Annotated in this window: 14 protein-coding genes, 1 tRNA gene and 1 riboswitch; of the genes, 3 read left to right on the plus strand and 12 right to left on the minus strand. The window is 73.1% G+C overall.

All coding sequences use genetic code 11. The features are described from left to right. Positions 1-2 precede the first annotated feature (2 nt). The 3 genes from ACIRBX_RS30875 to ACIRBX_RS30885 all read right to left on the minus strand — a co-directional run bounded on the left by ACIRBX_RS30875 (position 3) and on the right by ACIRBX_RS30885 (position 3816). On the minus strand, positions 3-782 hold the full coding sequence (locus tag ACIRBX_RS30875) for a S16 family serine protease (protein ID WP_402302096.1): 780 nt from the start codon (positions 780-782) through the stop codon (positions 3-5). Positions 783-933: 151 nt separating this feature from the next. Continuing rightward, positions 934-1584, minus strand: coding sequence for a helix-turn-helix domain-containing protein (locus ACIRBX_RS30880; RefSeq protein ID WP_345290396.1), 651 nt, complete (start codon positions 1582-1584; stop codon positions 934-936). Positions 1585-1995: 411 nt separating this feature from the next. Further along, positions 1996-3816 carry a DEAD/DEAH box helicase gene (locus ACIRBX_RS30885; RefSeq protein WP_402302097.1) on the minus strand — a complete coding sequence of 607 codons (1821 nt, stop codon included), beginning with the start codon at positions 3814-3816 and terminating at the stop codon, positions 1996-1998. Between the two features lie 364 nt (positions 3817-4180). On the opposite strand from ACIRBX_RS30885, the gene ACIRBX_RS30890 reads away from it, so the two are divergent. After that, positions 4181-4606: an SsgA family sporulation/cell division regulator gene (locus tag ACIRBX_RS30890; RefSeq protein ID WP_402301976.1), complete on the plus strand. Its 426-nt coding sequence runs from the start codon at positions 4181-4183 to the stop codon at positions 4604-4606. Positions 4607-4625: 19 nt separating this feature from the next. On the opposite strand, the gene ACIRBX_RS30895 is transcribed toward ACIRBX_RS30890, so the two are convergent. The 4 genes from ACIRBX_RS30895 to ACIRBX_RS30910 all read right to left on the minus strand — a co-directional run bounded on the left by ACIRBX_RS30895 (position 4626) and on the right by ACIRBX_RS30910 (position 11918). Further along, positions 4626-7139: a bifunctional lysylphosphatidylglycerol flippase/synthetase MprF gene (locus ACIRBX_RS30895; protein WP_402301978.1), complete on the minus strand. Its 2514-nt coding sequence runs from the start codon at positions 7137-7139 to the stop codon at positions 4626-4628. Continuing rightward, entirely contained in the window at positions 7136-8446 is a 1311-nt protein-coding gene (locus ACIRBX_RS30900; RefSeq protein WP_402301981.1) for an alpha/beta hydrolase, read from the minus strand. Before ACIRBX_RS30900 ends, ACIRBX_RS30895 begins: the two co-directional genes overlap by 4 nt. A 94-nt stretch (positions 8447-8540) precedes the next feature. Continuing rightward, positions 8541-9173, minus strand: a complete 633-nt coding sequence (locus ACIRBX_RS30905) for a class F sortase (RefSeq protein WP_402301983.1) — start codon at positions 9171-9173, stop codon at positions 8541-8543. A 198-nt stretch (positions 9174-9371) separates the two neighbouring features. Beyond that, on the minus strand, positions 9372-11918 hold the full coding sequence (locus tag ACIRBX_RS30910) for a phosphatidylglycerol lysyltransferase domain-containing protein (protein ID WP_402301985.1): 2547 nt from the start codon (positions 11916-11918) through the stop codon (positions 9372-9374). 261 nt (positions 11919-12179) lie between these two features. Between ACIRBX_RS30910 and ACIRBX_RS30915 the strand changes: the two genes are divergently transcribed. Beyond that, complete coding sequence (locus ACIRBX_RS30915; protein ID WP_402301987.1) at positions 12180-13424, plus strand: hypothetical protein; 1245 nt, start codon at positions 12180-12182, stop codon at positions 13422-13424. Here ACIRBX_RS30915 and ACIRBX_RS30920 read toward each other — a convergent pair. Beyond that, positions 13421-14989: an MFS transporter gene (locus ACIRBX_RS30920; RefSeq protein ID WP_402301989.1), complete on the minus strand. Its 1569-nt coding sequence runs from the start codon at positions 14987-14989 to the stop codon at positions 13421-13423. The genes ACIRBX_RS30915 and ACIRBX_RS30920 overlap by 4 nt on opposite strands. Before the next feature lie 113 nt (positions 14990-15102). Continuing rightward, a complete protein-coding gene (locus tag ACIRBX_RS30925; protein ID WP_402301991.1) occupies positions 15103-15417 on the minus strand; it encodes a DMT family transporter in 315 nt (104 codons plus the stop codon). A gap of 34 nt (positions 15418-15451) precedes the next feature. Then, positions 15452-15512: riboswitch (guanidine-III (ykkC-III) riboswitch) on the minus strand. 263 nt (positions 15513-15775) lie between these two features. Between ACIRBX_RS30925 and ACIRBX_RS30930 the strand changes: the two genes are divergently transcribed. Continuing rightward, positions 15776-15850 (plus strand) — tRNA-Cys (locus ACIRBX_RS30930). A 179-nt stretch (positions 15851-16029) separates the two neighbouring features. Here the strand turns inward: ACIRBX_RS30930 and ACIRBX_RS30935 are convergent. The 3 genes from ACIRBX_RS30935 to ACIRBX_RS30945 form a co-directional block, all read right to left on the minus strand. Beyond that, entirely contained in the window at positions 16030-17583 is a 1554-nt protein-coding gene (locus ACIRBX_RS30935) for a WXG100 family type VII secretion target (RefSeq protein WP_402301993.1), read from the minus strand. Position 17584: 1 nt separating this feature from the next. Continuing rightward, on the minus strand, positions 17585-17911 hold the full coding sequence (locus tag ACIRBX_RS30940; RefSeq protein ID WP_402301995.1) for a hypothetical protein: 327 nt from the start codon (positions 17909-17911) through the stop codon (positions 17585-17587). Positions 17912-18051: 140 nt separating this feature from the next. Then, positions 18052-19443, minus strand: a complete 1392-nt coding sequence (locus tag ACIRBX_RS30945; protein ID WP_402301997.1) for a S8 family serine peptidase — start codon at positions 19441-19443, stop codon at positions 18052-18054. Positions 19444-19538 lie beyond the last annotated feature (95 nt).

A 19538-nucleotide genomic window follows, 5' to 3' on the forward strand; every position in this document is an offset into this window, starting at 1 on the left:
GCTCAGCAGGACGGTACGGCGCCGCCCGCGTTCAGTGCGGTGAGTGCGCCGATCGCCCCGGCCAGGGTCTCCACCGGCACCAGCCGCAGGCCGGCCGGCAGGTTGACCTTCGCCTCCGAGCACTCGCTCCTGGGCACCAGGAAGACCGTCGCCCCGTCCCGGGCGGCGGCCTGGGTCTTCAGCGGGACCCCGCCGACCGCGCCGACGTTGCCCTTCTCGTCGATGGTCCCGGTCCCGGCGATCACCCTGCCGCCGGTCAGGTCCCCGCCCTTGCCGTCGCCGGCCAGCTTGTCCACGATGCCGAGCGCGATCAGCTGCCCGGCGCTGGGGCCGCCGACCGCGCCGAGGTCCACCTGGACCTTGACCTGGCTCGGCGAGAGCTTGAGGTAGTCCAGGGCGGCCAGCGTGGCGCTGTCCTGGGAGTCCGTCATCTGTTCGGCCGTCACCTGCTCGGCCTTCACCGGGTCGGTGTCGGGGTAGACCGCCTCGGACGGCAGCACCGCCTCGTCCGGGTCGATCCAGGCGCTCACCGCCTCGGCCAGCGACAGCCGCTCGCCGGGGTTGGTGGCCGAGATGGTGACCATCCGCAGCTGCCCCTCGGTCGGCCGGACCGGCGCCCCGGTGACGGTGAGCACCGTCCGGTCCTGGTACGAGCCGAGCACGTCGGCGGTGTCGCCGGGCATGGTCAGGGTGTACGGCAGCGGCACGAAGGCGGCCGTCCCGAACAGCGCCGCGACCAGCACCCCGCACAGGGTCAGCGCACGGGCCCTCGGGCCGGGCAGCCGACGGGCGGGCTTCGCCTGGGGCGGGTTCTGGTCGGGCACACCGAGATCGGACACACCGAGATCGTACGGGGTCGCCCGCCCGGCCGTGCTCACCGCCGGGCCGGTCCGGTGCGGCCCGGCGCCGATCGGCCGGGCCTGCGGCGGCGGGTCAGCGCAGCGCGTCGGCCACCTCGGTGGCGGCCTCCACCACCCGGGGGCCGACCCGCTCGGGCACCAGGCCGTTGAGCATCACCACGCCTACGCTGCCCTCGATGCCGCTCAGGCCGATCAGGGCGGCGGCGGCCCCGCTGGCGCCGGACTGCTCCTCCGCCCGGGTGATCACGAAGCCCTGGTCGGGGCGGCGCTGGCCCGGGAAGTTGCGGGCCTCCAGGATGGCCCGGCCGGCCGCGCTCTCGTCCAGCGGGTGCCGCAGACCGGTGCGGTAGGCGACGTGGAAGTCGGTCCAGCTGGGCTCGACCACGGCCACCGCGAGCGCCTCCGCACCGTCCACCAGGGTCAGGTGGGCGGTGGCACCGAGGTCCTCGGCCAGGCTGCGCAGTGCGGGCAGCGCGGCCTCCCGCAGCAGCGGGTGGACCCGGTGCGCGAGCCGGAGCACGCCGAGGCCGACCCGGGCCCGGCCGCCGATGTCGCGGCGGACCAGGCCGTGCTGCTCCAGGGTGGCCAGCAGGCGGTAGACCACGGTCCGATTGACGGCCAGCCGGGCGGCCAGCTCGGTGACGGTCAGGCCGCGCTCCGAGTCGGCGAGCAGCTTGAGGACCCGGACGCCACGGTCCAGGGTCTGGGAGGTCTCGGCAGTCACGACGCGCATTCCTTTCTGCGGCGGTCGCCGGGCTCCGGGCAGGGGAGATCGAAGCCGGAGACCGGGGTGTCGCGCGCAGGTGGGGGGTTCCGCGCTTCGACCGCGCGTCGGCGTCGTCGACGAGCGCACGGCCTTGCGGTGCGCCCGTCCCGGCCGTGGGTGGTCGTACGGGAGAGCGTGGGGAGAAAGTAGTGAACGGAGGGTGCGCTGCGGAACCCCTTGTCCAAAATTCGGTCAACATCCGTTATCGAAGGCTCGCCAAAAGCGGACATCCAGCCCATTTCAAATGGCATATTCAGGCAGGTGTTCGAAGGAATTCCGGACTCCGGACACGGCCCGTGAACGCACGGAGACGCAGAGGGCCCCGCCGGAACGTTCCGGCGGGGCCCTCGTGCGCCGGGGCGCGGCCCGTCAGTTGGCCCACTCCTTGACCTTGGCGATCCGGGCCTTCAGCTGGTTGGCGGTGGCCTGGGCGGTCAGCGGGCCGCCGCACTGACGGCGCAGCTCGTTGTGGATGGTGCCGTGCGGCTGGTTGGTCCGGTGGTGCCAGCCGGCCACCAGGCCGTTCAGCTCCTTGCGCAGGTCGCGCAGCTCCTGATGGGTCACCACCGGGCGCTGCTCGGCCGGGAGTTCGAGCAGGTCGGCCTCCTCGGCCGGCTTGCCCTTGGAGCGCTGGATCTGCCGGGTCTGGCGCTTCTGCAGCAGCATCTGCACCTGGTCCGGCTCCAGCAGGCCCGGGATGCCGAGGTAGTCCTCCTCCTCCTCGCTGCCCGGGTGCGCCTGCATCCCGAACTCCATGGCGTTGTAGAGCACCCGGTCGAAGACCGCGTCCGAGCCGATCGCCTCGTAGCTGAACTCGTCGCCGCCCGCGCCGTCCGGCCCGTCGTCGGCCTTCTCGGCCTCGGCGAGCAGCCGGTCCTCCTCGTCGAAGAGGCCCTCGCCCTCCTTCTTCGGACGGTCCAGCACGTGGTCGCGCTGGAGCTCCATCTCGTTGGCGAAGCCGAGCAGGGTGGGCACGGTGGGCAGGAAGACCGAGGCGGTCTCGCCGCGCTTGCGGGCGCGGACGAAGCGGCCGACGGCCTGGGCGAAGAACAGCGGGGTGGAGATCGAGGTGGCGTACACCCCGACGCACAGCCGGGGCACGTCGACGCCCTCGGACACCATCCGGACCGCGACCATCCAGCGCGAGGTGCCGGCCGCGTAGTCGGAGATCCGCTGGGACGCCTCGGTCTCGTCCGAGAGCACCAGGGTGACCTTCTCCCCGCTGATCTCCCGGAGGATCTTGGCGTAGGCCCGGGCCACGGTCTGGTCGGTGGCGATCACCAGGCCGCCGGCGTCCGGGATGGCCTTGCGGACCTCGGTGAGGCGCTTGTCGGCGGCGGCCAGCACGCTCGGGATCCACTCGCCCTGCGGGGCCAGCGCGGTGCGCCAGGCCTGGGCGATCAGGTCCTTGGTCATCGGCTCGCCGAGCCGGGCCTCCAGCTCGTCGCCGGACTTGGTCCGCCAGCGCATGTTCCCGCTGTAGGACAGGAAGATCACCGGGCGGACCACGTGGTCGGCCAGCGCGTGCCCGTAGCCGTAGGTGTAGTCGGCCACCGACTTGCGCAGGCCGTCGGTGTCCACGCCGTACTGGACGAACGGGATCGGGTTGGTGTCGGAGCGGAACGGCGTACCGGTCAGCGCGAGCCGCCGGGTGGCCGGCTCGAAGGCCTCGAAGCAGGCCTCGCCCCAGGACTTGGAGTCACCGGCGTGGTGGATCTCGTCCATGATGACCAGGGTCTTGCGGGCCTCGGTCCGGTTGCGGTGCAGCATCGGGTTGACGCCCACGCCCGCGTAGGTGACCACGATGCCGTGGTACTCCTTCGACAGCGGGCCGGAGGAGTAGGCCGGGTCGAGCTTGATCCCTATCCGGGCGGCGGCCTCCGCCCACTGCTTCTTCAGGTGCTCGGTCGGGGCGACCACGGTGATCTGCTGGATCAGGTGGTTGTGCAGCAGGTACGAGGCCAGGGTGAGCGCGAAGGTGGTCTTCCCGGCGCCCGGGGTGGCGACCGCGAGGAAGTCGCGCGGCTGCTTCTCGACGTACTTGTCCAGCGCACCCTGCTGCCAGGCCCGGAGCTTGCCGGCGGTGCCGTAGGCGGCACGGCTCGGAAAGGCCGGGGACAGGTGGTGCGAGCCCGCGTGGGCGGCCTTCGCCGCATGCGGCTGCTGGGCGTCCGAGAAGAGCGGGGTCATGGCGGAGCTGGCGGCAGTACTCACGGTCTCCGAGGGGGGGGATCGTCGCAGGTCAGGGCCGGTGTGGCAGGCCCGATCCACGGTGGGACGGCGGTCGGACAACCCGCCTAGCCTACCGGGGCCGGGCCGGGAGGGCGGCCCGACACGGGGGCCGCGCGGGTGCCCCCGGAGCCCTGGTCAGCGGCTCCCGGCGGCCCCTTCCGGCACTCCCGGACGAGCCTCGAACTGTGATGCGGATCACCCGTTCGCACCCCTCGAACCGCGTAAGCCCCGGGCGTCCCCGGCGTCTCTCCTGGTGTGGCCGCGACAACGCGGCCCGCCCGCAGCACCCCGCACCGCCGCGCACCACCACCGGGAGGAACCCATGTCCGCCGTCGAGCAGGCCGTCCAGGCCCACCTGATCCTCAGCACCCGCCGCGCCGTCCCGCTCCGGGCCACCCTGCGCTACCTGGCCGGGGATCCGCTGGCGGTGCGGCTGGGCTTCCCCGCCGAGTTCGCCCTGGACGGGGAGCCCGTCCCGGCCGACGTCCCCGAGATCACCTGGGTGTTCGCCCGGGAGCTGCTCGCCGACGGGGTGGACCGGGCCTGCGGCGAGGGCGACGTGCACGTCCGGCCGTCCTCCACCCGGCACACCCTGGTGGAGCTGCGCTCCCCCGAGGGCACCGCGCTGGTCCGCTTCCCCAGTCCGGAGCTGCGCCGCTTCCTCTGGCGCAGCCACGCCCTGGTGGCCCCCGGCCAGGAGCACCGCTTCCTGGACGCCGACCGGGCGCTCGCCCAACTGCTGGGCTGAGGAGAGGAGGGGACGGCCGCTAGGAGGACAGCTTGCGCATCAGGCGCACCCCCTGAGCGGGCGTCAGGTGCGGCAGGTACGCCTTGCCGATCGCCCGGCTGATGCTGGCCAGCGCCGCCGGGTCCGGGTACACCATGTACATCGGGCGGTACTCGGGCTGGAACTTCGCCTTGAAGGCGAGCAGCGAGCGGAAGCCGTACACCGGCTCCATGCTCCGGCCCAGCCAGTCCATCAGCCGGTCCAGCGCGGTCGGCTGCCCGCCCCGCTCGACCCGGGCCAACGGGGCACCGGACAGGCTGAGCCACTCGGCGCCCTCCTCCTTGAAGCCCAGCGCGGCCGAGGCGATCAGGAACTCCATCACGCCCCGGAAGCCCTCCGAGCGGCGGCGCATGAAGTCGAGCGTCCAGCCGACCGGCTCGCCGTCCCGGTGGACCGGCATCCAGCTGGTCAGCCCGTGCACGGTGCGGTCGGCGTCCACCGCGATCAGGATCCGCACCGCCGGATCGGCCAGCTCGTCCAGGCCGCCCAGGGTGAAGCCCATCTCGGGCAGGCCCTTGTCCGAGACCCACTCCTCGGAGATCGAGCGGATCTGGTCCCGGATCGCGATCGGCGCCTCCGCCCAGCTCCACCACTCGGCGGTGATGCCCTGCTTGCCCGCCTTGTTCAGCGAGGTCCTGATGTCCTGCCACTTCTTGCCGGTGAAGGCCAGGTCGGGCAGCGGCACCACGGTGTCCTCGGCCACCTGGAGCGAGCGCCAGCCGAGCCGTTCGGCCTCCTGCTGGACCTGCGGGGTGACGCTGTAGAAGCACGGCGTCCAGCCGCGCTCGTCGCAGTACCGGGCGAAGCCGGCCACCGCGCGCAGCCGGGCCTCCGGCTCGCCGAACGGGTCCCCGGTGGTCAGGGCGACGGTGGCCAGCACCCGGTACGCGACCGCCGCCTCGCCCCGCTCGTCGAACCAGTAGTGGTTGCCGTCCCAGGTGGTGATGAAGGAGAGCGTCGAGCCGCCGTGCGCGGTCAGCAGCGCCCGGGCCCGGGCCGCGTCCTCGGCGTCCACGTGCACCACCGGGCGGCGGAAGGCCACCAGCAGGGTGGTCAGCGCCACCGCCCAGAACAGCACCCCGCACCAGATCTGGAGCGCCTGCGCGGTGCCGCCGTCCGCGATCGGATAGTCCGGCACCAGCGCGTTGTAGGCCGGCGGCAGCAGCTCGGAGGGCAGCCCGGCCACCAGTTGGCCGAAGGTGGCGTCCGGTTCGAACTGGTCCCGGACCAGCCAGCCGATCCCGACGTACGCGCCGCAGGTGAGCAGCAGCGCGGCACCGATGACGGCCGACAGCCGCCGCACCACCCGCACCGGCAGCCGCTGGTCGAAGCGCTGACGGGTGATCAGCAGCAGCGCCAGCACCAGGACCGGCAGCAGCATCGCCTCCCCCATCAGCTGGACCAGGAAGCCCGCGCCGTCGGATTCGGCGAACTCGTCGTAGTTGTCCACCAGCAGCCAGGTCAGCACCCCGGCCCAGGCCAGCTCGGTGACCACGGTCAGCCACCAGGCCAGCCGCAGGCCCCGGCGCAGCCCCTCGGCCAGCACCAGCAGCAGGGCCGGCACCAGGGCCGCCATCAGCCGCCCAGGCGAGTCGAAGAACCGCTGGGTGGAGTGCGCGGCGGCACAGGCCCGGGCCGACTCCTCACAGGCGGCGGCCACCTCCTCGCCCGAGGGGACGTGCGAGAAGTAGAGCTCGCTCATGGTGTTGAACGGCCCGATCGCGTCCTTGTAGAGCGAGGCCACCAGCGGGCCGACGGCGGTGGCCACCAGGCAGAGCGCCACCAGCACCCGGGCCTCGGTGTGCGAGATGCCGCGCGGCCGGGCAGGCCCCCGGTGATACAGCAGGGCGCCGAGCAGCAGGCCCACCAGCACGGCGCAGACCCGGCGCACCCCCTCCAGGTGCCCGATGTAGAGCATGGTGATCACCGGCATCAGCACCACCAGCAGCCGCAGCCGGCGCCGCCAGAGCACCGTCAGCCGGTAGCTGAGCACCGCCGCCAGGCCGAGCAGTCCGGGCTCCGGGCTGACCGCGATCTGGTCCTGGATGGCCTGCGTCCAGCTCAGGTCGGCCGCCACCCCGAGCCGCACCACGGCCGCCGCGAGCAGCGAGCCCAGCACCTGGCAGACCGTCAGCACCAGCACGCTGCGGCCCCGGCCGAGCCGCTGCTCGGCGACCGGCCCGACCAGCAGCAGGACCAGGCCGGTCACCACGTACGCGCCGATCCCCGGCATCCACAGCGCCGAGGTCAGCGGGGTCCACCAGCGCCCGGCCTCCAGGGTCGGCAGTCCGGCCCCGACCTGCTCCAGCAGCGGCTGGTCCGGGCCCGAGCCCAGGCTGCCGGTGGCCGCGCCGACGATCCACAGGGCCGCGAACAGCGCCAGGGTCAGCGGGGCGGTACGGACCCGGGCCGCCAGCAGGGCCAGCATCCGCAGTCGCCGGTGCCGCTCCGGGGCGGGGGTGGTGGGGGCCTCGGCGGCCCGGATACCGGTCATCGGATCAGTCCCGTCGTCTGGGCCAGCCAGGGCACGTTGGTGCCGAGTCCGGCCCGGAAGGTGCCCCAGTCGTGGCCACCGGGCACGGTCAGGGCCCGCGCCTTCATCCCGGCGGCCACCGCCGCCTGGTGGACCACCTTCTGCTGCGGCCCGTACTCGCCGTCGCTCGCGCCGACCACGAAGGTGGCGGCGGTGTCGGGGAACTTCTGACGCGCCATCACGTGCACCGGGTCGACCGCCAGGAAGGCCGCCTCGTCCCCGCCGAAGGCCTCGTCCACGGTCTTCTCCCGGCTGCCCAGGGTGGGCTCCTGCTGGCCGGAGATGTCCAGGAAGGAGCCGTAGACCTGCGGGGCGTTGACCCCCAGCTGGAGCGCGCAGGTGCCGCCCAGCGAGAGGCCGCCGATCGAGGTGGCGGTCCGGCCGGTGGCGGTCTGCAGGTGGGTGCGGATCCAGTCCGGCACGTCCTCGGCCAGGTAGGTCTGGGCCTGGGCGATCCGGGAGTTCATGCAGAGCGAGTTGCCCCACTGGGAGCCGATCTGGTCCACCACCACCACGATCGGGGCCAGGCCCTGATGCCCGGCGGCGAACTCGTCCATCAGCTCCGGCATCCCGCCGGAGTTCACCCAGTCGGCGGGCGAACCGGGCTGACCGGCCATCAGCACCAGCACCGGCAGCAGCGGCCGGGGGTCGGCCTGGTAGGCGGGCGGCAGGTAGACGTACGCGTCCCGGGCCTTGAAGCCGGACTTCACGCCCGGCAGCGGCGCGGTGGAGACGGTGCCCTTGGCCGGCAGCCCGGGCGGGGCCTGCCAGACCTCGGAGAGCACCTTGCCCGGCGGCACCTCGACGGTGCGGACCCGGCCGGCGGGCAGCGCGTCGGTCTTCTCCAGCCACGGCGCCAGCAGCACCCGCAGGGTCGGGTACTGGTCGAACTCCCGGTTGATCTGCGAGGAGGACATCAGCACCACCAGCGCGGCGGCCAGCGCCGCCAGGGCCCGCCCGCGCCAGCGCAGCGGCGGCATCCGGAACGCGGCCAGGCAGACGCCGAGGATCGCGACCGAGATCCAGTACAGGGTCGGCCGGGGCAGCCCGTCGGGCAGCGGCTGCCACCAGTCGTCCACGGCGTACTTCAGCAGCACCGAGAGCGCGGCGGCGAGCACCACCGCGCACGGGAAGCGCCGGGTCCACCAGCCCCGCCCGCGGGCCACCGCCAGCCCCAGCAGGGCGGCGCAGCCGACCGCCAGCACCAGGTACGGGATCACCCCGGCAGTGATCCGCCAGTCCAGCGGGTTCCAGGCCGCGATCGTCATGCCGCTCTTCTCTTCCGTCTCGGTCCGTTCCGGCCCGGCTGCCGACGCCGTCCCGGGTGCGCACGCGGCGCAGCCGGGCAGCCCGGGTGGGTGGCTACGTCACGCTGCGCACCAGGTGGGCGAAGACCACCACGTTGGCCTCCCAGCCCTGCGCCGCCGAGTAGTCGCCGCCGCAGGTGATCAGGCGCAGTTGGGAGTCACGGCCCTGGCCGTAGACCCGGGTGTCCGGGAAGTCCCGCTTCGCGAAACTCTCCACCGCGTCCACCACGAACCAGCCGGTGCCCCGGTCCTCCCCCTCCACCTCCACCTGGTCGCCCTTGCGCAGGGCTCCCAACCGGTAGAAGACCGCCGGGCCCTCTGCCGTGTCGACGTGCCCGGCGAGGATCGCGGTTCCACGCTGACCTGGGGTGATGCCGTCGCGGTACCAACCCGCCAGGTTCCGTTCCCGGACCGCCGGGGCCTCCAGCCGGCCGCCTCCGTCCAGGCCGAGCCGGGCCACCGGGGCGTCCACCCCGATCGCCGGGATCCGGACCCGGGTGGGCACCGCCCGCTCCCTCGGCGGCACCAGCAGCGCGGCCGAGGTGGCCCCGTCCATCGCCTGCGCCGCCCCCGGCGCCGGGGGCAGCACCAGCCCGCCGCCACCGAGCAGCCACGCGCCCAGCACCAACGCCCCGCCCGCCAGCACCGCCCCGGCCCAGGAGCCCGAGACCAGTTGACGACCCGCCACCTGCACTCCTCTTCGTCTCTTCGTCCACCCGACTCCGCCCGACCCACGCCCGGCCAGTCAACCCGCCATCGGGCCGGACCACCCGCTGTGGACTACTGAACGGGTGAGCCGCAGCACGCTCCCGGCCGGGCGGACGGCGCGGGGCGGGGGGACGAGGCCGGGGACGGGGGTGGGCGGACCGGCCGTGCCGACGAGGTCTCAGTTGCCCGGCGCCACCGCCCGGTCCGGCTCGGGCGCACGCCCGTCCTCCCGCCCGTGCTCCCGCCCGTCCTCCCGAGCGCCGCGCAGCCGACGGCGGGTCAGCAGGCTGTCCCCGACCAGGCCGGCGGCCAGGATGGCGGGGAGTTCGGAGGACTTCTCGTACAGCAGGTGGCGGGCCCGCCGGGTCGGGCCGAACCGTTCGGCCGCCCGGTAGCGCTCGTCCAGCCGCCACCAGCGGGCGAGCAGGCGGAGCGCCCGGTGCCCGGCCCCGGGGGCCATGGTGAAGTTCAGCGAGATCCGCCGCACCCTGAACTCCCCGGCCCGCAGCAGCAGTTCGCAGAGCAGGTGGGAGACCAGCCCGTCGTCCGACTCGCGGTCCCGGCGGACCAGGTCGAGCGTCAGCCCGTCCCCGCCCCAGGGCACCAGGCTGAGCAGCGCGCAGACCCGACCCCGCTCGTCCCGTGCCTCCGCGAGCAGGCAGTCGCCGTCCGCCGGGTCGCCGAACCGCCCGAGGGTGAGCGCGAAGTCCCGGACGTCCCGGCCGTGCCGCCAGGCGTCGGCCAGCCGGACCAGCTCCGCCGACTCGGCGGCCGGGACGTCCCGGTGACGCCGGATCACCGCCCGGTACCCGGCCGCACCGACCCGGGCCCGGATCGCCCGCAGCTCCGGCCCGGGCCGGAAGCCGGCCACCGCGACCACCCCCTCGGTGCCGTACTCCAGCGCCCGCAGCCCCGCCGCCACCCGGTACGCCTCGGCGCCCGCCCCGGCCGGCCCGATCACGGCGGGCACCCAGCCGGCCGCCCGGACCCGCTCCCGCCAGCACTCCACCGCCCCGGCCCAGGCGTCCGGGGCGCCGACCGGGTCCCCGGCCGCGAACGAGACCCCGTTGAGCACCCGGTGCACCACGGCGGCCCGCCCGTCCGGCGACCAGCAGACCGCCCGGTCCCGACGGAGCGTCAGGTAGCCCAGCGAGTCCCGCTCGCCGTACCGGGCCAGCAGCGCGCGCAGCCGCTCCTCCTCGGGCGGCTCCAGCCGCTCGGTGCCGCGCGGGGAGCGGAACAGCATCCGCACCGCGAACAGCAGCACGGCGGCGCCCAGCACGTTGATCAGCACGTCCAGCCAGCGCGGCACGGCGAGGTCGGCGTACTCCACGATCCGGGCCAGCGTGAACAGCCGCAGCACCACGTACTGCACGCAGTCCGACCAGCCGGGGTGCGGGCCGTCGTCGGCCAGCCGGAGCAGCACCGTGCCGAGGCCGGTGACCAGCGCGCCGCCGCCGAACAGCACGGCCAGCGCGGCGGCCAGATTGCCCCGCTCGCCCCGGGCCCGGAAGGCCGGGCGGGCGGCCAGCAGGGCGAGCAGCAGGGCGGTGGTCAGCGCGATCGAGACCCAGTTGAAGGGGTGCGCGCGGTCCTCCGGCAGGACGGCCAGGGCCAGCGCGCAGTACGCCGCGTACCCGGCCACCACGGCGGTGGTGACCAGCCAGGCGGCCCGCTTGCGACGGCGGGTCATCACCGCGAGCAGGGCGGCCAGCAGCGCGGCGGTGAAGCCGGCGGTCATCAGCACGGGGGTGAAGTACTCGCCGCTGTTGGCCCGCTGCACCCGGTCCCGGAACGGGGCGACCAGGGCGGCCACCAGGTTGAGTAGGGCGGCCACCCGCAGGTACCACTCGGCGGCGGTGGCGCAGCGCTGCCGCCACCGGGGCACCGGAGCGGGCGGGGCCGGCTCCGGTACGGGCTCCGGCCCGGGCTCCGTGCGCGGTGGCGGGGCGACCGGCGCCGGGGCGGGCGGCTCCCCCGCCGGGCTCGGGTCCGGCGCGCCCGCCAGGACGTCGTAGAAGGAGGTCTTGGCCTTCACCACCCGGCGGTGGAAGCGCTCCTCCCGCCGCTCCGCCCGGGCCAGGCGGCGGGGCCGGGAGCGGTAGCGCCAGCGCGCCCACGGGCTGGCCGGGCGGGCCAGGCGGAGCATCCCGACCACCGCGAGCGGGGGCAGCATCACCCCGATCAGGCCGGTCCAGGTCTTCCCCTTGAACAGGCAGACCAGCACCGGCACCAGCAGCAGCCCGGCCACCCCGACCTGACCGAGGGTCAGCTTCCCGGAGAAGCCGCCGAGCGGCAGCTCACCGAGCAGCAGCAGCCCGATCAGCGAGACCACCAGGATCACCGCGTCCACCGAGGCCCGGCCCTGCTCGCTCCAGTACACGTCCTCCAGGTGCAGCACCAGCGCGAACTCGTCCAGCACCAGCCCGCAGCCGATCCCGAAGCCGACCGCCAGCACGTTCCACAGCTGCCCGCCGTCGCCCCGGACGGCGAACGCGCCCACCCCGCAGACCACCATCAACCCCTGGCCGAAGACCACGTGGTGGATGTGCAGGCCGCCGGGCGTGACGTTGCCGGGCCACCAACTGGTGCCCCGGCGGATCATCCGGACGCTGAACCGGATGAACAGGAACGAGCCGATCAGCCCGAGCAGCAGCAGGAAGAGCGGCTCCCGGCCGGTGTCGACGATCCGTTCCCGGTAGGCGTCGAGCAGCGACTGCCACATCGGCGGCCGGCCCTCCCTCCGGGTTCGGCTGGTGACCCCCACCCATCTGACGACCGGTCAGCCCGGCGCGCCAGCCGGGTACTCCGCGCGGGTGAGCGCGCCGTGCACGCCCGCAGGATCACCCCGGACGCCCGCCCCGCCTTACCCGATTCGCGCCCGGGTGCGTGGGAAGCTGTGGCCCGATCCACGACATCCATGCACTTATCGGACAAACAGCCCACGCTGCCCCTGCTCCGACGAGCTACCGGAACGGACGTGCTTATGGACGCAATCTCCCGACGCAGTCTGCTGGCCGCCGGAGCAGCCACCGCCGCCACCCTGGCGGCCGGCTGCGGCAGCGGCACCACCAACGAGGGCGAGCAGGCCGCACCGCCCGCCGCCGGAGCCCCGGCCGCCGCCGAGCAGGCCGCCCCCGCCAAACCGGCCGCGGTGCCGATCGGCGACGGCTCCACCTCGGACACCGGCCCGCAGCCCAACCAGCCCACCCCCGAGAAGCTCAAGCCCGGTGAGCGGCCGCCGCAGTTCGTGGTCTTCTCCTGGGACGGCGCGGGCGAGCTGGACAACCGCCTGTTCACCCGCTTCCGCGCCCTGGCCAAGGAGCACAAGGCGTCGATGACCTTCTTCCTCTCCGGCATCTACCTGCTGCCGGAGAGCAAGAAGGACCTCTACCACCCGCCCCAGCACCGGGTCGGCGCCAGCGACATCGGCTACCTGTCGGACCAGCACATCCACGACACCATCGAGCAGTTGGGCGCCGCCTGGCTGGAGGGCCACGAGGTCGGCACCCACTTCAACGGCCACTTCTGCGGCGCCAACGGCGGCGGGCGCTGGTCACCCGAGGAGTGGGACAGCGAGATCCAGCAGGCGATGGACTTCGTGATGAACTGGAAGACGAACACCGGCTTCACCGACCTGCCCGCGCTGCCCTTCGACTACCGCAAGGAGCTGATCGGCGCCCGCACCCCCTGCCTGGAGGGCCAGCGCGGCCTGCTGCCGACCGCCGCCAAGCGGAACTGGAAGTACGACTCGAGCGGCCCCGGCGGCACCCAGGTCTGGCCGCAGAAGTTCCAGGGCGGCGCGCTCTGGGACATGCCGCTGCAGTCCGTCCCGTTCCCCGGGCACAGCTTCCAGGTGCTCTCGATGGACTACAACATCATGTACAACCAGTCCGGCAACAACACCAAGGGCAACCCCGGCTCGTACGACGCCTGGCGCACCCAGGCCACCGGCTCCCTGCTGGCCGGCTTCGACCGCGCCTACACCAGCAACCGGGCCCCGCTCTACATCGGCAACCACTTCGAGCAGTGGAACGGCGGCATCTACATGGACGCCGTCGAACAGACCATCCGGACCATCGCGGCCAAGCCGGAGGTCCGGATGGTGTCGTTCCGTCAGCTCGTCGAGTGGCTGGAGGTGCAGGACCCGGCCGTGCTCCGCAAGCTCCAGACCCTCACCCCCGGCCAGGCCCCCACCGGAGGCTGGGAGACCTTCCTCGGCACCCCCTAGCGCCGCTCGGCCGTCGTCCCGACTGCCTGCTCTGCCTGCACTGCCTGCTCTCCGGGTGCCTCCGCCGCTGCCGTCCACTCTCCGGGCGCCTGCTCTCCGGCGGCCCGTGCTCCGGCCGTCCGTTCCCCGGACGGCCGGACCCGGCCGGAGAGCAGGGCGCCGACCAGCGCCAGGCCCGCCATCACCAGCAGGATCACCGCGAACGGCAGCGGCGGCACGTCCCCCTTCGCCGCCGTGGCCACCGCCTCCGGCGAGCCGCCGCCGAGCGAGACGAACAGCACCCCGGCCAGGCCCATCACCAGCACGTTGCCCAACGCGTCGCTGAGCTGGAGAGAGGCCGAGTTGTCCCCCGCGTCCTCCGGCGCCGACAGGTCCATCATCAGGACGCTGACCGTGGCCACCGCCATCCCCATCCCGGCCCCGCCGACCACCCAGGCCACCGCCACCACCCAGGCTGGCGCACCCGGCACCAGCACCAGCGCCGCCCCCGCGATCGACGCCGAGGTGAGCAGGAAGCCGAGCCGGATCATCGCCGCCCGGTGCGCCCGGGCCCACGGCCGGCCCTGCAGCCAGGAGCCGGCCGCCCAGGTCAGCCCGCCGCTGCTCAGCGCCAGCCCGGCCATGGTCACCGACAGCCCCCGCTGGGTGACCAGCATCAGCGGGATGAACAGCTCCGCCGCGAAGAACGCCCCCGCCGCCACCCCGCGCAGCAGGATCACCGTCGGCAGCCCCCGGGCCGCCCGCAGCGTCCCGGCCGGCAGCAGTCGCAGCACGGCGGGCACCAGCAGCGCCGCTCCGAGCACGCCCGGCACCAGGCCGAGCAGGTCACGACGATGCCCGGCGTACTGGAGCAGCCCCGCACCGAGCGCCGCCATCGCCGCCAACCGCAGCCGCCGCAGGTCGTACGGATCGGTCTGCAACTCCCTTGCGCCGGCGGCCCGTTCGGACCGCCGCAGGGCCGGCCCCATCACCGCGAGCGGCAGCAGCACCAGCACCGGCACCGCGAGGAAAACCCACCGCCAGCCCACGTGCTCGGTCACCGCACCCGAGACCAGCGGCCCGACGATCGAGGGCACCACCCAGGACGCCGAGAAGGCCGCGAACACGGCCGGCCGCAGCCGCTCCGGGAACGACCGCCCCACCACCACGTAGAGAGCCACGATCACCAGCCCGCCGCCGAACCCCTGCACCGCCCGGCCCGCTACGAAGGTCCACATGTTCGCCGCCGTCCCGGACAGCACCAGCCCGGAGGCGAACACGGCTATCCCGCTGAACAGCGGCCCGACCGGCCCCCGTCGGTCCGCCCACTGACCCGACAGCACCATGGCGAACAGCGTGGTGGTGAAGTACCCCGAGGAGGCGAAGGCGTACAGCCCGAACCCGTCCAACTGCCGGGCCGCCTCCGGCATCGCGGTGTTCACCGCCGTCGCCTCGAAGGCCAGCAGCAGCACCACCGAGACGATCCCCAGCGTCAGCGCCCGGTACGGGCCACTGAGCACCCCGCCCCCTTCTTCCGGGGGTGTTGGGGACACGGACTGGGTGGCGCTGCCGGCTGCTGTGGTCATGCCCGACATCGTAAGGGCCGTATGCGGAATTTGCCCCTGACCTGCGGTTCCGATCCTTCTCCGCCGCTGGTCCTAGGCCCTGCCGAGCCGCCTGATTGCGGGCCCTGCTCGCCTCAGTGCAGCACCTTGAGCCCCACCACACCGCCGAGGATCAGCACCAGACAGGTCACCCGGGCCGCCGTCACCGCGTCCCCCATGACCGCCATCCCGTACAGCGCCGTCCCGATCGCCCCGATCCCGACCCAGACCGCGTACCCCGTCCCGAGCGGGATGCTCTTCATCGCGTACGCCAGCCCGCCCATGCTCAGCACCAGGCCCACCCCGAACACCACGCTCGGCACCAGCCGGGTGAACCCCTTCGACGCCTCCAGGGCGACGGCCCACACGGTCTCCAGCACACCGGCGACGATCAACACGACCCAGGCCATGACGGCACTCCTCGCAGTAGGTCTCGACTTCACTACTGCGCCGTCTTGTCGTTCCGGGTACGACGCGCCTCGTCCGGGGTGATCACTCACCTGCCGTCGAGGCTAGCACGCGGCCGACCCGACACACGGAATTCATATGCGGCTGTTGACGGGGGATCCCCCTATCGGCCACTATGAATTCAACAGCGCCCCCGGGGATTCCGGGGCCGGACGACGGGAGCAGGCCATGAGCAGGAAGACGGTGGCGATCGCAGCGCACCGCACCTGTGCCGCTCCCTGTTGTCCCTCCTGTCGCTGACCTCTCCTCCCGCACCACCCTTGCCGGCAGCCGTCTCTGACCTGCCGTCACCCCCTGCCTGGCCGTGTGCCCGAGTGGCTTAGGGAACCGCCTGCAAAGCGGTGTACACGGGTTCAATTCCCGTCATGGCCTCCACGTTGCCGAATTCACCCGCCCGGACCGGGCGGGTGAATTCGGCATTCCCTTTTCCGGGAAATCCTCCGGGATCACGAAAAGACGGTGTCGCAGAAAGGGCTCCGCAGAAAAGCCGGGGCCCGGCCGCGGGATCGCTCCCCGCGGCCGGGCCCCGGCCACCACTGCTACCACCCGACGGATCAGTCGATCACCGGCGGGTTGGCCTTGCCGCCGGTACGCCAGGTGTCCTCGTCCTCGACCAGGTAGTCGGGGCGCTGCCCCTTGTCCTTCTTCTTGCCGCCGCCGGCCGCGCCCATCCCGGGCATGCCCGCCGAACCGGCCGCGCCACCGCGCGCCCCGCCGGCCTGGCCCAGACCGGAGCCGCCCTGGGTGAACGCCCGGCCACTGGCCCCGCCCCCCTTGGCGCCGCCGACCGTACCGCCCTCACGACGGACCAGGCTGGGCTTGCCGCCCCCGGCCTTGCCCGCAGCGCCACCGGCCGCACCGGCACCCGGCATGCCACCCATCCCGGGCGTACCCGAGCGGGCACCCGCCGCACCACCGGCAGCCCCGGCCGCACCGCCAGCAGCCCCACGGCCACCACCGGCACCACCCGCGCCGGCAGCCCCGCCACCGGCACCACGGCCCGCCCCGGCACCCGCACCACCGGCGAGCCCACGGCCACCGGCACCACCGGCGATCCCGCCACCGACACCACCGCCGATGCCACGACCACCACCGGCACCGCCGCCCCGGCCACCGCCGGCACCGCCGCCGCCCGGGATCCCCGGGAAGCCGATCGGCGGAGTCGGGTGCAACCCGCCACCGCCACCACCGACCCCAGGGCCGGTCGGAATCGTCGGCACGTTGTGCCCCGGCGTCGGCAGGGTCGACACCGGCGGCACCACACTGTCCAGCCGCGGACCGCCGGGCGTCGGCAGGTGCACACCCGGCCGGGTGTTGTCCGGCGTCCCCGGACCGCCCGGGGTGCCCGGGAGGTTCGGCGAGTTCGGCGCGTCCGGCTTCGGCATGCCGGGCGTACCCGGCGGCGTCCAGCCGGGACGGTCACTGCCGCCGGGCGGGACGTTGGGGGTGGGCGGAGTGATACGGGGCTGGGGCTTGGGCTGCGGGGGCGTCTGCGGCGGGGTCGGCTCCGCCGGGAAGGGCTTGCGCGGGTCCTCGCTGTAGTCGCCGGCAGGAGGCTTCCCCAGGAAGTCGACGGCTTCCTTGTACTGCGGCGCGAGGTGCTCCATCACCACGATGGCCCGCTGGTGGGCGATTTCCGTGGCCGACAGCTCGTCGTAGTTCTTGTTGACGGCCGCAGCCCGGTCCATGTTGGCCGCGAGGTCCGCCTTGAACTGGGCGTCGGAACGCTGACCGAGGTCGCCCACCCACTTCATGCCGCTCTCGAAGTCACTGGGGACGTCGATGTCGGCCATGGTGGACTTGCTCTGCTCCAGGACCTTGCCGGCGTACTCCATCGCGCTGGAGGTGCGAACGGCGTAGCTCGCGGTGTTGGTCAGGCTGCTCTGGATCCGCGTGGCCGCCTGGGTGAACCCCTCGGACGCCTTGCCCTCCCAGTTCTGCAGCGCATGCTGGACGGCCTTCTGCAAGTCGTCCGCCGCTGCACGCAGTTCGGCGTCGACGTTCTTCCAGTGGTCGGCAACTTCCTTGAGACGACCGGGGTTCGAGCCGCTGAGCATCCCCTGGAGCGGGATCAGTGCGTGGTCCTCGAAGTACGAACGGCTTCCCATGTCAGCCCGCCTTCTGCGAGTTCAGTGCGGACGTCTGGTCGTACTCGACGCCACGGTAGTTCTCGTTGACCGTCTGGGTCTTGTCGCCGAACTCGTTGATGAGCGAGTTCAGTTCCGCGATGGTCCGGGCCAGGAACGCCTGCATGCCACCGTGTGCGTCGGCAAGCGCCTTGGCCTCCTTGAAGCCGCTGCCGCCGAAGTCGCCCGGAGTGACCACGGTGTTGTACTTGCTGCTGTTCGCGGTCTGACCGATGTTCTGCTGGAGTGCCCGCAGTCGCCTGACGACCGCTTCCAACTCGTCGGTGTTGACCCGATATCCGTCCGACATCCGGCTCCTCCCCCTGGAGTGTCTGCTTCCCCGTACTGACTGTCACGGACGCTGCTGACGCCCGGTCGACCCGTTGTTGTCACGCGGTCAGGACGTTCGATCGTATCGCTAGTTCGGAAGGGCCTGACACACCCTCAGCGTCACTGGTTGCCACCGGTTCCATAAGGATTCTGGTACGGCGGCTGCTGCGGAGCCTGGTTGCCGTAGGGCGGGTACCCGGGAGCCGGAGGCTGCTGCCCGTAAGGCTGGTTCGGGTACGGCTGCTGGGGCTGCGGCGGACCGTACAGGCCCTGAGCGGACGGAGGGGCGGGTGTCCGCCGGCGCTTGGCTGCCCTCACCACCAGCACGATGACGAGTACGAACAGGAGCAACAGGCCCACCAGTACGGCTGCTCCGATCGCCAGGCCCTTGCCCAGGAACCCGAAACCGTCGGAGTCCTTCACCTCGGGCGCCGGGTCACCCGTGCCGACGCCGGTGCCGCCGAGCGCCCCGGCCCCTGCGGTCGGCGCAGCCGTGGTCGGCTTGCTGTCACCGGGGCTCGTGGGAGTACCACCCTGAACGGCCAGGGGCCCCTGCACGGGGCCGGCGGGGATGTCCAGGGTGAGCGCCTCGTACGGGCGGATCAGGCCGTAGCCGTACCGCACATCGGGAACGGTGACCCCTGCGGGCGCCTTCGCCGACTTGACGATGCGATTGGCGATCTGCCCCGCCGACAGCTTCGGGTACTTGGCCCGCAGGAGCGCCGCCGTACCGGAGACGAACGCGGTGGCGGGAGACGTACCGTTCCCGAGGCAGTACTTGGACCCCGAGCACTCACCGGCCGACACGACCTCGTCCGCGGGTGCGACCACGAGGACCTCGGGCCCGGAGTTGGACTTCGCCCAGATCTTGCCGTTCTTCCCCGCGCCGCCGACGGCCAGCACCCCAGGAAGGTTGGCGGGGCTCGAAACCTGTGACGCCCCCTCGTTACCGGCGGCGACCACCACCAGGACGTCCTTCGACAGCGCGTAGTTGATGGCTGCCTGGTCGTCGTCCGACGTTCCGACCGGGTTGTTGGTGCCCTGCGAGATGTTGATGACCTTCGCGCCGTTGTCCGCAGCCCAGCGGATGCCCTTCGGGATGGCGTCGAGGTTGTCGGCCGAGTTCTTGTAGATCGGCAGGATCTTGGCTCCGGGCGCGACACCCATCATGCCCTCACCGTTGCCGTGCCCCTTGGCCGCGATGACGGAGGCCATCGAGGTGCCGTGCCCGTCGCCGGCAGGCTTGAGCTCACGTCCCTGGCCACCGGGGTCGTAGCCGGGCAGGACCTGCCCCACAAGGTCGGGGTGCGTGGGATCCAACCCCGAGTCGATGACCGCGACGATAACGCCGTCGCCCTTGCTGACGCCCCACGCCTTCACCAGGTCGAACTGCTGGATCGACCACTGTCCGTCCCGCACCGCGTCCGCCGAGGCCAGCGGAGCGGTGGTCGCCAGCAACCCGGCCGCCAGCGTCGTGGCGCCGAGCGCACGCCAGGTCCTCTTGAGCGTCATCCCTACCCCGTACCCCGTCAGTTGGAGACCCACGGCCGCACCGTCAGGGCACGGACCGGTCGATCGTATCGCCCGATCGGCCCACCCGGGCAGGA

The sequence above is a fragment of the Kitasatospora sp. NPDC096147 genome (genome assembly GCF_044763225.1).
GTDB lineage: Bacteria > Actinomycetota > Actinomycetes > Streptomycetales > Streptomycetaceae > Kitasatospora.

Excerpts from the sequence above, each read along its gene's own strand:
- ACIRBX_RS30885 (WP_402302097.1), bottom strand. The coding sequence starts at position 3,816 with ATGACCCCGCTCTTCTCGGACGCCCAGCAGCCGCATGCGGCGAAGGCC.
- ACIRBX_RS30890 (WP_402301976.1), top strand. The coding sequence starts at position 4,181 with ATGTCCGCCGTCGAGCAGGCCGTCCAGGCCCACCTGATCCTCAGCACC.
- ACIRBX_RS30895 (WP_402301978.1), bottom strand. The coding sequence starts at position 7,139 with ATGACCGGTATCCGGGCCGCCGAGGCCCCCACCACCCCCGCCCCGGAG.
- ACIRBX_RS30900 (WP_402301981.1), bottom strand. The coding sequence starts at position 8,446 with ATGACGATCGCGGCCTGGAACCCGCTGGACTGGCGGATCACTGCCGGG.
- ACIRBX_RS30910 (WP_402301985.1), bottom strand. The coding sequence starts at position 11,918 with ATGTGGCAGTCGCTGCTCGACGCCTACCGGGAACGGATCGTCGACACC.
- ACIRBX_RS30915 (WP_402301987.1), top strand. The coding sequence starts at position 12,180 with ATGGACGCAATCTCCCGACGCAGTCTGCTGGCCGCCGGAGCAGCCACC.
- ACIRBX_RS30920 (WP_402301989.1), bottom strand. The coding sequence starts at position 14,989 with ATGACCACAGCAGCCGGCAGCGCCACCCAGTCCGTGTCCCCAACACCC.
- ACIRBX_RS30925 (WP_402301991.1), bottom strand. The coding sequence starts at position 15,417 with ATGGCCTGGGTCGTGTTGATCGTCGCCGGTGTGCTGGAGACCGTGTGG.
- ACIRBX_RS30935 (WP_402301993.1), bottom strand. The coding sequence starts at position 17,583 with ATGGGAAGCCGTTCGTACTTCGAGGACCACGCACTGATCCCGCTCCAG.
- ACIRBX_RS30940 (WP_402301995.1), bottom strand. The coding sequence starts at position 17,911 with ATGTCGGACGGATATCGGGTCAACACCGACGAGTTGGAAGCGGTCGTC.
- ACIRBX_RS30945 (WP_402301997.1), bottom strand. The coding sequence starts at position 19,443 with ATGACGCTCAAGAGGACCTGGCGTGCGCTCGGCGCCACGACGCTGGCG.